Raw genomic sequence first — 14,014 nt, forward strand, 5'->3', positions numbered from 1 at the left:
AGAATATTTTTTGTTTTCAGATGGATTAGTTTCTAGGAGTCCAGGTCACCTCTTCCACTTGGAGTTCTTGGGCCATTTTTCGTCCTAAAACAAATAAGTAATCTGAAAGACGATTGAGGTATTGGATGACTAGCTCGTTAACTTGCTCATAGGAGGCGAGTTCGACCACAATCCGTTCCGCTCTTCTGCAGACTGTCCTGGCTAAATGACAAAAAGATACCGAGGTATGTCCTCCCGGAAGTATAAATGCTCTTAATGGAGGAAGTTCGGCATCCATCAGGTCCATTTCCCGCTCCAAAACAGTAACATCTTCAACATGGAGGTCTGGTTTTTTTACTTTGTCTTTACCCGGAACTGTGGCTAAATCAGCTCCTAAAGTGAATAACCTATCTTGGATTTCTTTCAAGAAGTCAGCCCTTCCGATATTGACGTCTTGGTCTCTAAGCAGTCCCATGTAAGAATTAAGCTCATCGACTGTCCCATAGGCGTCAATTCTCAAGTCCGATTTTGGGACTCTAGTTCCTCCCAAAAGAGAAGTTATTCCTTGATCGCCTGTTTTGGTATAAATTTTCATTTCTGCCTCTTATCAATCATTGGCAAAATTAAGAATCTATTTGAATTATAGGGGATAAATCAGGCGTGAGCGGGTACTCCTCGGGTTGGATTTGGGTTTATTTTGTCAGATTCCACTAATCCATCCCTAAGCCTTACAATCCTGTGGGCGTAGTGAGCGATATCATCTTCGTGGGTTACCATGATGATGGTATTTCCCTTGGAATGTAGTTCATGAAAAAGCTCCATGATGTCATAGGAAGTTTTGGAGTCCAAGTTTCCGGTAGGTTCATCGGCAAGGATGATGCTTGGGTTATTGACCAAAGCTCTGGCGATCGCCACTCTTTGTCTTTGTCCACCAGAAAGCTCATTTGGACGGTGCTTGGTTCTATCTCCCAGTCCCACATTATCCAAGGCCTTGAAGGCCATTTCCTCCCGCTCTGCTCGTGGGTAACCTGCATATACCAAAGGCAGGGCCACATTTTCCAGACAAGAAGCTCTTGGCAAAAGGTTAAAAGTTTGGAATACAAAGCCGATCTCTTTGTTCCGGATTTCTGCAAGCTCATTTTCGCTCATGTCACTCACATCTTTTCCTGCAAGGATGTAGGTGCCAGAGGTGGGGGAATCCAGACAGCCGATGATGTTCATCAGGGTAGATTTTCCGGAGCCAGAAGGTCCCATAAAAGCAACATATTCTCCCTTATCTACAGTAATGCTGACAGACTTAAGGGCTTGGATAATTTCGGAGCCCATTTTGTAAGTTTTGTTGATTTCATGGGTTTCGATGACAATGCTCATGCTGGATAATATTTAGGTTAGTGGTTTAGTTTATTGATCGACTAATGTGGGAAAATACGGGGAAAAGTCCTAATAGTTGGCTAGTTGAAGCTTTTCTATTTCATCCCAGGTCATCCAATTGCTCATTTCCTGTATCGCGGCTGCTGCATAATTGTCCAGCCCAATCCTTTTTGCGGCTTGCACTTTTCTAATCCAAAGCAAAGGATCTTTGTTGAAATCGCTTGCGGCATTGATGGTTTCATATTGGGCAATGGGATCGGGAATTCTTTCGGCTGCACTCAAGACCAATGGCGTGAAATAGGGGTTTGCGGTAAGTTCATCTCTAACACCTAAAAACTGGGTAAAAGCCAAAAGGGATTCAGCATTAGCCCAATCAGGATTTTTTAGGAAAGTTTCTAAGTCACTGGCGCTGTTAGAGTTTTTCAGAAGAACTTGCCCGACTGCTTGAAGTTGGACTTTTGTCAAGCCGTGAGCTTTATGCGCTAATAGCCTCCAGGCCAATTGGTTTTTAATCGAATCTGAGCCTAGTGTTTCCCATTGGGCAAAGGCTTTTTCGGGCAAAAGCTCATTGAAATTTTCCAATAGCTGATATACTTCCGGACTAAGATTTTTATCCAAAACCTGATACTTTTCCTGAATCCTTGCCGCGTCCTCCAGAAATCCTCCCAGCTTGAGGATAAGAATCAAGTCAGGGTTAAAGGCTTGAAATCCTTTTTGCTCAGCCACTATCAAATCTCTCGAAGCCTTTTCAAAATCTAGGTTTTGAGCCTGGATTTTGGCAGTTAGTTGTAGGTAGTATGCTGCATCTCCGGGATTCCTGAACGCAAGACCATTCAGGTTTTTGACAGATTCCATCACTCTTCCGGCAGCCAGACTTCTGAGGGAAGCTGATTCCTGGATTTGCATGGTGTAGTCTATGTAGTCTGGATTTTTGGATAAGGAGTCCAAAAAGATGATTTCGGAACTCGGGTCTTCCGTAGATTTTGTGGCCACCAAATTCCTCCAAGCGGCTTGGATAACCATCGGAGAGAACTTCGGATCCAGCTTATTTTTTACCTCTTTATTGAATGCTTGTTCTTCTGAAGAGAGATTGAGTCTAGCTGAAGCAAGTCCATTGACCTGAGAGATCAAGTCTGTGCTCAAGTCATCTAGCTCTGATTTTTCTCCAAGTTTTGCCTGTAAAGCCAACCAGTTGGAAGCAGAGACAGGATCCAGTTTGGCATTTTCTTCGAGTAAAGTTTTGGCTTTATCAAATTGCTGGGTAAGCGTATAGTATAGAGCCAAATTGTTCAGCAACTTGGGGTTTTGAGGGAAAAATTTCAACCCATTTTCCAAGTAATAAATGATCTCAAAAGGCTTATTTTCCCTATTTAGACGCTCACAGAGTAAGAGAATATTATCCACCTGAGGAGCTTCAGAGAAGCTTTGCTCCAAATGTTCCTTGGCCAAAGTGGGCTGATTGAGGTCTAGCAATAGCTTTGCAGTCAGGAATTTTGCCTTCGGATTATACCTGTACTGATCCCAGCTATTTTCATACAGGATGCTGGCTTCCAGCTTTTTTCCAGTCTCGTAATAATAGTTTGCAAGATTGTTGGTCGTGAAGGAATTAAACTGTGCAGCAACAATAGCTTCCATGTAAATGGTTATCACCAAAATCCCGATTGTCCCCCCAATCCTGAGATGATAATAGGGAAGAGAATAGGGTTTGTACAAAATGCGATGCACTGCCTTGCCTGTGTTCATCACCGAGAGGAAGTTGCTCATCAGGTAAATGATGAAGAACAGCGAAAAAGAGATTTGAGAGTAAACCAATAGGTTTTTGATCAGTTCCTCAGCGGGCTGGTTGGCAGTAATTTCAATTTTACCCAACAACCAAAATGTTATGCCCAGTCCTAGGAAGTACAGTCCTTTTAGCTTGGAAGGATTAGCCGCCAGATTGCTTTCCTGAAGGATTTTTTGCTCCGTAGAAAACCATCCCAATACTCCGATTGGGATGACGAGGTAAAGGGGAGAGAAAATCAAAAACGGTAGATTAACCTCACCTTTTAGGTTGAGTAAAAGTCCGATGAGAATCAGAAAATACACCAAGCCGATGATGAAGATCTGAATGGAAATTTTGGTACTCAGGTTTTGATTGACTTTTGCTAAAAGCACATAAATACCCGAAACCACCGCATGTCCCTGCCAAAACAACCAAGCCAAAGCGAATCCAACAGCCGGAACCATTGTCTGTTCGGAAAGGAAGAATCCAGGTTTTTCAATCGGGCTTAGCGAAAGCAAGGACACTAAGGTCACTGAGAAGAAAAAGAGAACTGAAATCCATCGGACCCCAAAACGAGTATAAGGTTTCCAAACATGGAAATAAATCCCGGGAATCATTGTCCCGGATATCATGGCGATCAAAGGAATATTGGAGCTGGGGCCACCGATATTGAGGCCATTGACATTGGAAAATGTCAAAAGAATAATCCATCCCAGTCCGGCTCCCAAAAAAGGCATTTTTTGGAAGTAGCTGAAATAAGTCAAAGCTGTCACCGCGATGAAGAAAAAAGCTAAGCCAAAGAGGTAGGTTTGAAAAGAGGTGGAGCCAGGTTCTACAGCTTTGAATTCCTGAAAAATGAGGTAATTGTCCAGTTCAATCGGAATGGAAAGTGCTCCAAAATTCACCTGACTGAATGGTACTGCTACTGTATCCAGAAAAGTGGCCGTCACTAGGTTGGGATAAATATTTCCTGATGCCCAATAGCAGTAAATTGCAAAAAGCCCTCCCGAAGCTAAAAGCAGGAGGGCTGGAATCTTGGCGATGGAAGATTTCGATTTGATTTTTTGCTCCATGGGTTATTCCAATACTTTGGGTACCCGAAAATAATTTTCATCCCGCTTAGGGGCGTTTTTGAGAGCAGCTTCGTGGCTCAGGTGTGAGACTACTTTGTCCTCGCGCATGTCGTTGATTTCGGAGGACATGGTGGTCAATGGTTCTACATCCGTGGTGTCCACTTCATTCAATTGCTCCACCCAGTCCAGAATCTGAGACATGTCTTGAGACATCTTTTCAGCAGAACTTTCATCAAATTCCAATCTTGCCAAATGGGCGATTTTTCGGATGGATTCTTTATCTATTTTCACTGATCGATAATTTTTGTGGTGTTTTTTGTTCAATTCCATTGTCCAGATTCAACTGAGTTTGGATGACTTCAAAGCATTTCTTACTCAGTTCCTCTTCCGTCGGATAATCCTTTGGAGACAACGGCTCATGGAGAACCATCTTGGCTTTTCTTCGATGAAGAATAAATTTCCCGTCGTCGGGTAAAATTAGATGATTATAAGATAAGGTGACAGGGATGATGGGGATTTGTTTCTCCAAGGCTAGGCGAAAAGCCCCATTTTTGAATGGAACCATCTGCGGAGGATGGCTGGTGTATATTCCTCCTTCAGGGAAAAGTACAATCCCACTTCCTCGATCCAAGGCAAGCCCAGCTCTTCTCATGGTTTCTGCCCGACTTTTCAGTCGGCTTCTATCCACAGCTATGTGAAGCCCTTTGAAATAATACCCAAATAAAGGGACTTTTCGAATCGAGGCCTTTCCCACAAAAAGAACGTCTCCTGGTACGAATCCCATCATGGCTACATCCAAATAGCTAAAGTGATTTGCCAAAAAGATGTAGGGCTTCTTCTTGTCAAATTGGGATTTCAGCTCTATTTCCACTGGCAAAAGAATCAGTGAGAAATATGTCTTTGCCCAATACTGGTTGATTCTTCTCCCATATTTCCTCCATGTCGGGACCCAGATACAAATCAGAAAAAAGGGAAATATCAGCAGGAAGGTCAACAAAAACATCCCGCCCGCATACCAGGTATATAGCTTGTTTTTCAATTCATTCATGGTTGATCATGTGATTGGCAACTTTTATAAAATATCCCATCATCAATTCTTTGACATTGGGGTCGAGCTGTAGTTTATCCATTGCAGAAAACATGGCATTCAGCCAGTGATCTCTTAAATCAGGATTAATCTGCCATTGCAGATGACGGAGCCTCAACCGGGGATGACCTCTTTCTTCAGAGTAGGATTGAGGTCCTCCAAAAACCTGTAACAGAAAAAGGTAAAGCCTTCGCTCTGCGGGCTTTAGATCCTCTTCAGGGTAAAGCTTTCTTAATTCACGATTTTGAGAAACTTCCTGGTAAAAGTATGCAGTAAGAAGACGAATCTTTTCTTCTCCGATCAATTCATAAACAGACTGAAATGGATTCATGCCGCAAACTTATCAAAAACCGGAAATTAGACTTCCCATTTCTTGACTTTCAGTGAGGTACCTTCGGTAGAAATCACCACTATTTCCTCTCCCTGGTCCAAAAATTCCCCTCTTGAATAAGCATCATAGACTTCTCCATCAATTTCCACCTTTCCACTTGGGCGAAGTCTGGAATGTACTTTTCCGGTCTTGCCCAACAGATTTTCTGAATAAAAACTGGAAGTGTACCCTTCGGAACGATCCTGAGTAGAGGCCAAAGTGATAGTTTTAAAAGCTCCCCATTCGTTGATTTTAGGGGTGAGCCAAAAAACTAAGCCCACCGAAGCCAATGCCGCAAGAATCACCGTCAGCAAGGCTGCAAAAAGCTGGGAAGCCGGCACAAAATCAAAGTTGAAATCCTGATTAGGAAGCATTCCCAAAACCAAACCTGCGAGGATACAGATGATGCCTAGAATCCCGAAGATTCCAAATCCAGGGATTACAAAGAGTTCCAGCGCCAGGAGAATTATGCCAGCCACAAACACGATAATCTCCCAATTTTCCGCCAATCCGTTGAGGTAATAGGGGATGAAATAAAGGATGGTCGCAATAATCGCAGCCAAAATGGGGAATCCAACCCCGGGAGTCTGAAGTTCAAAATAGATTCCCCCGATAATTATCAGGATCAAAACTCCGCTGATGGCAGGGGAGAGAAAGAAAGCAATGATTTTTTCAATCGTATCCTCTTCATAGGAAACCACAGTGGCATTCTCCAGTCCCTGAGCTTCGAGAATTGTATTTAGGGAAGGATACTCTCCGTCACAAAAACCATATTGAATCGCCTCTGAAACAGAAAATGTGATTACAGAACCAGCCTTGGATACGCCCTCAATCTCAATTTTTTCATCCACCATGGCTTCGGCAATTTTGGGGTCACGTCCTTTGGCTTCTGCAGTACTCCGCATCATGGAGCGCATGTACGATTGGTACTTGTCAGGTGCTGCTGCTCCATCTACCCCGTTGACTACTGTGGCAGCTCCGATGCTGGCACCAGGAGCCATGTAGATTGAATCACATGCGATAGAGATCAAAGCACCTGCTGAGGCCGCATCCTTGTTGATAAATACATAGACCGGAATTTCGGATTCCAAGATGGTAGTTCTGATTTCATCGGCATCAGTCACCACACCCCCGTAAGTGTCCATTTCAATCACTATCAACCCAGCTTTCTCCTCCTTGGCCTGATCGAAGGCGATTTTTACCCGCCGATTCATAGCCGGATCGATGTCTTTGTCTATTTTGAATGTGTAGATCTTTTCTGGCTTTGTTTGGGAAAAGCTTGTCAAAGATGTTAGACACAAGGAAATCAGCAGGAAATAGAAATAAACCTTCATAGTTCGATAATTCAGGGAAAAGATACTAAGGAGGGCTTCAAAACGCTAATTTCAAACTTCTTTTCCTCAGTTGGAACTCGGGCATTCTCTTTGGAAAGTTTATGACTGCATTTCGATTTTTAGCATAATTCTTGCCCTCTTTCGTGATTATTAGACGAGTTAATTAGATTTTAATTTTCATTACCCATGCATATTCCGGAAAAACTTCTCACTTCCTCTTTTGGTTTGTTTTTGATACTCAGTTTGTTCACTGGTATTTCTGCACAGGCCAGTAGTCTGGTTCCTTTGGATTCTATTGGTGTTGAAACTGTCGGAGGAAAAACTTTTATCCTTCACAGAGTGACTCAGGGTGAAACCTTATTTTCCATTTCAAGAAGATACAAAGCTTCCGTCGGGGATATTCAAAACTCCAATGAAGTCCTAAAGGATGGTTTGAAGTCCGGGCAGACCATTCGGGTACCTTACATCACTTCCTCCCAAGCACCTGAGGGAGCTTCCATCCATAAAGTGTCTCCGGGTGAAACACTTTTTTCTATTTCCAAAAAGTATGGGGTGACCGTAGATTCACTGAAGCAATGGAATAAGCTTTTGGGAAATGATTTAAGTGTTGGCCAGGCTCTAGTCGTAAGAGAATCTTCTCCTTCCGCGCCTCAAACTCAGCCAAGTACTCCAGCTCCGGTAGCAGTTGCGACTACTACCACAAAAACGGTAGAACCAACTCCAGCCAAAAAGGTGGAGGAAAAAAAGGTGGAGCCCAAGCCTGCAGTAAGCAAACCAACGCCCGTGAGTAAAGAAACAACGGAAGTTAGAGCAGTTACTACTTCCGCTCCAATCGTTCCGGGAGAATGGATTTCTCACACGGTCGTTCAAGGAGAGACGCTCTTTTCTATTTCAAATCAGTACAACTCCAGTGTTGAGGATTTGATCAAATGGAATGCGCTGAGCTCTAATAATCTCCGCACCGGACAGGTGATCAAAGTAGGACGAGCACCTGAAGGACCTTCTACAGTACCGGTAATAGGAGAACCAAAAGTGGTAGCTTCTACGTCAGAGATGAGTGTGGAGCCAACGATTGAAAATACTTCTGGAGGTTTCAAAAACATCAAAGAAACCGGTCAGGCTGAAGTAATTGAGGGTACAGGAGGACATAAAAAGTATTTGGTGCTTCATAGAACTGCACCTGTGGGTAGTGTCATGCGAGTCAAAAATGAAGAGAATGACATTACCATTTTCGCAAGAGTTGTGGGCACTTTGCCAGAAACCGGTGATAATTCCAAACTGGTGATCAAGCTCTCTCAGGCAGCTTTTGATCAATTAAGGGCTGTGAATTCAAGGTTCCCGGTGGAGGTATTGTATTAATTCAGAAAACGCCATAAAATTTCAGGCTGTCTCAATTGAGGATTATTGTCTTATCGAGCTTTGTCTAAATACGGTGAATTAAAACCAAATTTCGACTGCGCTTGGTTTGACAAATTCAATTAATGAGACAGCCTTATTTTTTTGATTGGTTTCTCCTTGATGCCTTCATCAACTCTTAAATCTTGGGATTCTATCCTAGGAAAGGTAACTTTGCGGAGAGAAATTTACCCATGAACAAAGTCCAATTATTCTTTCACCATCTTTTTCGCTTTGTCTGGAATGCGATTTTTATTATTTCCTATCCCATTTTGGCAAGTTTCGGATTGATTTTCATAGGGCTGACTTTTTTGTTTTCTAAGCTTTCTCAGCTCTTGACCAGAATTCGCCCGGAAGGAAAAAAGGTTGTCTTGAAGGAAAGCGAATGGGAGGTTTTGCCTTATTCCAATGAATTATTGGAGGCCAAATTGGTTAAACAAATCATGTTTGGTCCGTCAGGATATCAATTGAGAAGAAAGGATGGAGTACCTTCAGTACTTTCCGATTATGTATTTGGAAACAAAATCCGGGTGATTGAGGAAGGCTATATTTTAGAAAAGTGGAACACGCTGGAGGCTAAAGAAATGCCGGACTTTGATATCTGTCTATACAATCCCGATATAGATTCCTTGAAGTCTTTGACTCAGATCAAATCCTTTGACTGGCACGTTTCAGAAAAAGCTGAGAATGAACTGTCCTTCAAATGGTTTGACGGGACTCAGGGCGGTGAAGTGAAGGTTGCCATTTAAGCTCATGCAAGACTTAAGAGGATTTCTGGATGAAAAGGTCCAGCAATACAATCAGCCGGGCTTTATTCCAAATGATCCCATCTCCATTCCTCACCAGTTCTCCAAAAAAGAGGACATCGAAATCTCAGGATTCTTCGCGGCGATTTTGGCCTGGGGCCAGCGAAAAACTATCATCAACAAGTGCAACGAGCTTTTCCGATTAATGGATCGAGCTCCGCATGAATTTCTTCTTAATCACCAAGAGGAGGATTTGAAGCGGTTTTTAGACTTCAAGCACCGAACCTTTAATTCCACGGATACACTTTATTTCATTCATTTCCTCTCTTGGTTTTACAGGAATCATCAAAGTCTGGAGGAAGCTTTTCTTATAGGACAAACAGGGGATGTGAACGCCATGGAATCCATCTTGACAAAATTCCACGAAAAGTTTTTTAGTCTGCCTGATGCGCCTTCAAGGACTAAAAAACACATTGCGACTCCAGCCAGAAAAGCGGCCTGTAAGCGGATCAACATGTTTCTCCGCTGGATGGTAAGATCCGATGACAAAGGAGTTGATTTTGGAATTTGGAATAGAATCCAGCCTTCTCAATTGATTTGCCCTTGTGACTTGCACGTGGACAGAGTGGGAAGGAAGCTGGGATTGATCACCCGAAAGCAAACGGATTGGTTGACCGCTTTGGAATTGACCGAAAAACTCAGAGAGCTGGATCCTCAAGATCCGGTGAAATATGACTTTGCCTTATTCGGATTGGGAATAGAGGAGAAGTTCTGATTTACTCCTCTTTCTTGAAGTCCATGCTCACGGAATTGATGCAATAACGGATTCCTCCCTGATCTTTGGGTCCGTCCGGAAACCGATGTCCCAAATGTCCACCGCATTTTCCACAGAGAATTTCTTCCCGGATCATAAAATGACTGTAGTCCATCTGAACATCGATGGCTTCTGGTCGGATAGGTTCTGTAAAACTGGGCCAGCCACAGCCACTGTCGTATTTTTTGGAGGAATGGAAAATTTCATTTCCACAGGCCTTGCACTCATAGATGCCGGTGTCTTTGTTGAGGTAGTATTGGCCGGTAAAAGGTCTTTCCGTTCCTTTTTCTCTCAGAACATGATAGGATTGAGGATCCAGGATTTCCTGCCACTCCTGCTCGGGTTTTTGAACTGGATACGATTTAGACTCCTTTTTACCTTTGTTTCGATCAAAAATTCCCATAACAAATACGCATTAGTTTATTAACTCAGTAAGTCAATAACTGCCCTTTAGTCTTCAGGGTTCAAAATCAATTTTCCAATAGACTTTGATTTGATCCTCTCCTCGTTCATTTCCTGAGGCCTGTATCTTCCTTTTGTGTAAAGCTCCTTTTGATCAGCGTAATGCTTGCTGAATCGGTTTCCGCTATTTCCTGTGGGAAGAACTGAAACCGAGCTTTCTACGTCGGCGAAGTCTAAAATAATTCTCATGGCAGGACCTGAAGTCACTTGGTAAATGCCTTCCCCATTCAGATCAAAAGCGAGCTTGTTAATTGCCTCTTCATTAGCTTCCACCGATCCTGATTTTACATTGAATATTTTATCCAGAGGTTTTTGGCTTCCCAAAGGATGTGGGTGCTCCAAGTTTACGGCATTTCTCCAAGCCCATTTTTTGGAATCCTTTCCAAATTGATCTCTGAGTTCTTGAAAAGTCAGTGATAGAGCCTGAGTAATGATTTCTTTTTTGGTTTCCAATTCTGGAGTGCTTCTATTGTCCCACCAAGGGTTTTGTTCTTGGGTGATAAAAAGCCTATTGCTCCGGATCATCATGAAGGTTTCCAGATAAGCTTTGAAACTGTCTTTCCCTAACTCGTCTTCCATGGAAAGCCGAAGAACATGATAAAGCCATTTGTAATAAATCGTGGGGTTCAAGGAATTCAGTGGATGACCTCCATCCCAATTGGATAAGGATTCCAGCTCCTCTTTAAATTCCTTGAATTCCGCAGAATCAATTTGACTGGTCATATACCTTGCAATCTCGGCACTGGTTTCATTGATGGTTTCCACTTGCAGTTTCTTTGTGGCTTCCAAGTCCCAATCCTCCTTGGCAGTGATCGCCTTTGAAATTCTCTCCCATCGGTCTCCTGGATAATAATACCCCGGGAAAAAGACCCCGCTTCGGGTGGAATCAGGTTGGTTGTTTGCAGAGGCTACAAAACCGCTTGGGGGATTGATGCTTCTTGGGTTTTCGGAAAATGGATACCAGCCTTGGACTTGGGAATCTGGATCTGAACCATCCGTGAAGATTTTTGAATTGGTTTTTGGGCTTCGGATGGGAAGTTTTGCGGCAGCCCACCAAGCGATATTGCCTTCAGCATCTCCATACATGATATTTAGCCCCGGTGCATGGATCAGCGATCCGGCATCTTCTACTTCCCTGAGATTCGGGGCATGGTTCATTCGATAAATGGCCTGAAGTGCTTGGGTGGGTTCTTGAGTATAAACCCACCAAGATGCTACTGGATTGCTGGTCAAAGCTGCAATTTCTTTGGAGACAGAGTTTAAAATAGGACCATGTACAGTTTCTCTAATTTCAAATTCAATTGGTTCCTGGCCTTTGATTTGGATGGTTTCTTTCCTTGAACTGATTGGGGAGGTGGTGTCTCCGATAAGGATTTCGTTGGGATTGGAGGGATTTAATTTTTCCTCGAAAAAGTCCTGATCGTCATTTTCAAACATCGTCAGCCCAATGCTGTGTCTTCTACTATGGCCTACCAGTCCAAACGGAACACCTGCCAAATGATTTCCATAAAAACTAAATCCGGGATATTCTATGTGGGCTTCAAACCAAACTGATGGAGATGAAAAGCCTATATGGGTGTCATTGTTGAAAAGTACTTTTCCCGATTTGGTTTTTTTGCCTGAAATCACCCAACTATTGGACCCTTCTAATAGAGGAGAAGGAAGTTTATCCAAAAGGGCTGTCAAATCAGACTTCACTTCTGAAGCGATGGAGCTAGAATCCGAATAATGCACCGGGATGACATGATGCTCGGGTAATGTCTGTACTGAAAGTGCGCTGAGGTATTCGGGTCCAAGTTCTCTGGCCATTTTGGTGACCAGAGGATCTGTTTTTAACGCCATTGCAAATGTGAAGGACATGTATCCGATTATGGAGTGCATATCTTCCAGAGTATAGGGTCTGGGTTTTTCTCCCAAAAGGAGATATTCAATAGGAAGTTGACCGTTTTCGATATAGGCATTTACACCCCTGATGTAGGCTTCAGCTGCTGCTCCCCAGCGGGTGTTTCCTTCTTTGATAAAAGCCTGAGTGCTTTCTTTGGCATGCTTGGGAATACCCAGTGTGTGAAAAAACTTATCGATGTCTACTAAATCCGGCCCAAGAAACTCAGCCAAAGTTCCTGATCCGACTCTCCGCATCATCTCCAATTGAAAGAGGCGCTCTTGGGCATGGATATACCCTAAAGCCTGATAGGCGTCTGCTTCATTTTGCGCATAAATATGCGGAATTCCATACTTATCAAAATGAATTTCAGCTTGTTGTGTTAGGCCTTCTAAAGTGACTTTTCCTTCATATTTTGGGCTTTGCCAAAAAATAAATCCCAAAATTCCCAGGATTATCAGAACGATGAAACCACCCAAAAAACCAAAGATTCTATTCATAGCTTGGAGATTTTTTGGAAAAGATAAGGGAATCCTTGCTTAGGAAAAAGGAAAGGTTTAGTCGGTATCAATGGCCTGCAAAATCATTCGACAGGCCTCCCTGATTTGATCCTCGGTGATCACTAGGGGAGGTGCGATTCGCATGGAGTCATCACAAAACAAAAACCAGTCGGTGATCACCCCCAGTTCAATTGCCCTGTCTATGATAGGTTTTAGGATGTCAAAAGAATCAAATTCCACGGCCATCATCAATCCTTTATTCCGGATGGATCTGATTTTAGGATGCACCAGTAAGCTTTTAAAAAGATTTGCCTTGGCCTCGACCTGGGAAATCAGGTTTTCTTCCAGTAGAATCTTTAAGGTGGCTAGAGAAGCAGCAGCGCTCACCGGATGCCCTCCAAATGTGGTAATATGGCCAAGTAAGGGGTTGTTTTTAAAGACTCCCATCACTTCCTTATTAGCGATAAAGGCACCGATCGGCATTCCACCGCCCATTCCTTTGGCGCAAACCAACACATCGGGAACGATGTCAAAATGCTCAAAAGCCCAAAACTTTCCGGTTCTCCCAAATCCTGCCTGGATTTCATCCAAAATCAAAAGTGTCCCGGTTTCATCGCAACGTCTTCTCAAGGCTTGGAAATATTCCTTGCAAGCCACTCTAATTCCAGCTTCGCCTTGAATGGTTTCAATGATAACAGCTGCGGTATCTGGGGTGATTTGTGTCAAATCTGAAAAACTACCATAAAAGATGTTTTTAATCCCTGGCAGGAGTGGTCGATAGGCTCTTTTGAAAATTTCATTTCCTCCCACACTCAATGAACCATGACTGCTGCCATGATAAGCATTGACACAGGAGAGAATTTCCCGCCGATTGGTGTATCGTTTTGCGAGCTTTAATGCACCTTCCACTGCTTCCGAACCGCTGTTTACCAAATAGACATTGTCCAAGGTGTCTGGAAGAGTATCTGTGAGCGCTTTGGCAAGTTCTACTTGAGGGCTTTGGACATATTCTCCATACACCATCAGGTGGAGGTATTTGTCCAGTTGGTTATGGATAGCTTGAAGAACCTTGGGATGGCGGTGACCCACATTGCTGACTCCAATTCCGGAAATTAGGTCCAGGTATTTTTCTCCATTTGGCCCAAAAAGGTAAACTCCTTCGGCTTTTTCCACCTCGATCATCAAGGGGAAATCAGTCGTTTGGGCAAGGTGGGAAAGAAATAGCTGTCGGTTATTCAT

13 protein-coding genes are annotated in these 14,014 nt (G+C 43.2%); 3 read left to right on the plus strand and 10 right to left on the minus strand.

Features of this window, described 5'->3' with window-relative positions:
• Nucleotides 1-25: 25 nt before the first annotated feature.
• From G458_RS0113345 to G458_RS0113375, 7 genes are all read right to left on the minus strand, one after another.
• Nucleotides 26-574, minus strand: a complete 549-nt coding sequence (locus G458_RS0113345) for a cob(I)yrinic acid a,c-diamide adenosyltransferase (protein WP_026952343.1) — start codon at nt 572-574, stop codon at nt 26-28.
• Between the two features lie 59 nt (nt 575-633).
• The gene (locus G458_RS0113350; protein ID WP_026952344.1) at nt 634-1,350 is read right to left on the minus strand and encodes an ABC transporter ATP-binding protein; all 717 of its coding nucleotides are present in this window, start codon (nt 1,348-1,350) and stop codon (nt 634-636) included.
• Nucleotides 1,351-1,419: 69 nt separating this feature from the next.
• Entirely contained in the window at nt 1,420-4,185 is a 2,766-nt protein-coding gene (locus G458_RS0113355) for a tetratricopeptide repeat protein (RefSeq protein WP_026952345.1), read from the minus strand.
• 3 nt (nt 4,186-4,188) lie between these two features.
• On the minus strand, nt 4,189-4,476 hold the full coding sequence (gatC, locus tag G458_RS0113360; protein ID WP_026952346.1) for an Asp-tRNA(Asn)/Glu-tRNA(Gln) amidotransferase subunit GatC: 288 nt from the start codon (nt 4,474-4,476) through the stop codon (nt 4,189-4,191).
• A complete protein-coding gene (locus G458_RS0113365) occupies nt 4,463-5,233 on the minus strand; it encodes a lysophospholipid acyltransferase family protein (RefSeq protein ID WP_026952347.1) in 771 nt (256 codons plus the stop codon). Before G458_RS0113365 ends, gatC begins: the two co-directional genes overlap by 14 nt.
• Complete coding sequence (locus tag G458_RS0113370; protein ID WP_026952348.1) at nt 5,226-5,603, minus strand: globin domain-containing protein; 378 nt, start codon at nt 5,601-5,603, stop codon at nt 5,226-5,228. The genes G458_RS0113365 and G458_RS0113370 overlap by 8 nt, the downstream gene beginning before the upstream one ends.
• 26 nt (nt 5,604-5,629) lie before the next feature.
• Nucleotides 5,630-6,976, minus strand: a complete 1,347-nt coding sequence (locus G458_RS0113375; RefSeq protein ID WP_026952349.1) for an NfeD family protein — start codon at nt 6,974-6,976, stop codon at nt 5,630-5,632.
• A 186-nt stretch (nt 6,977-7,162) separates the two neighbouring features.
• Between G458_RS0113375 and G458_RS0113380 the strand changes: the two genes are divergently transcribed.
• The 3 genes from G458_RS0113380 (at nt 7,163) to G458_RS0113390 (ending at nt 9,892) form a co-directional block, all read left to right on the plus strand.
• Nucleotides 7,163-8,335: a LysM peptidoglycan-binding domain-containing protein gene (locus G458_RS0113380; protein WP_026952350.1), complete on the plus strand. Its 1,173-nt coding sequence runs from the start codon at nt 7,163-7,165 to the stop codon at nt 8,333-8,335.
• Nucleotides 8,336-8,565: 230 nt separating this feature from the next.
• On the plus strand, nt 8,566-9,120 hold the full coding sequence (locus G458_RS0113385) for a hypothetical protein (RefSeq protein ID WP_026952351.1): 555 nt from the start codon (nt 8,566-8,568) through the stop codon (nt 9,118-9,120).
• Nucleotides 9,121-9,124: 4 nt separating this feature from the next.
• Complete coding sequence (locus tag G458_RS0113390) at nt 9,125-9,892, plus strand: TIGR02757 family protein (RefSeq protein WP_026952352.1); 768 nt, start codon at nt 9,125-9,127, stop codon at nt 9,890-9,892.
• 1 nt (nt 9,893) lies between these two features.
• Here G458_RS0113390 and msrB read toward each other — a convergent pair whose 3' ends face one another.
• From msrB to G458_RS0113405, 3 genes are read right to left on the minus strand one after another with little or no spacing between them, the layout of a single operon-like run.
• Nucleotides 9,894-10,334, minus strand: a complete 441-nt coding sequence (gene msrB, locus G458_RS0113395; protein WP_035468219.1) for a peptide-methionine (R)-S-oxide reductase MsrB — start codon at nt 10,332-10,334, stop codon at nt 9,894-9,896.
• Between the two features lie 47 nt (nt 10,335-10,381).
• Nucleotides 10,382-12,775 carry a penicillin acylase family protein gene (locus G458_RS0113400; RefSeq protein ID WP_026952354.1) on the minus strand — a complete coding sequence of 798 codons (2,394 nt, stop codon included), beginning with the start codon at nt 12,773-12,775 and terminating at the stop codon, nt 10,382-10,384.
• A 57-nt stretch (nt 12,776-12,832) separates the two neighbouring features.
• The gene (locus tag G458_RS0113405) at nt 12,833-14,014 is read right to left on the minus strand and encodes an aspartate aminotransferase family protein (RefSeq protein ID WP_026952355.1); all 1,182 of its coding nucleotides are present in this window, start codon (nt 14,012-14,014) and stop codon (nt 12,833-12,835) included.

The sequence above is a fragment of the Algoriphagus mannitolivorans DSM 15301 genome, from assembly GCF_000429425.1.
Classification (GTDB): Bacteria; Bacteroidota; Bacteroidia; order Cytophagales; family Cyclobacteriaceae; genus Algoriphagus; species Algoriphagus mannitolivorans.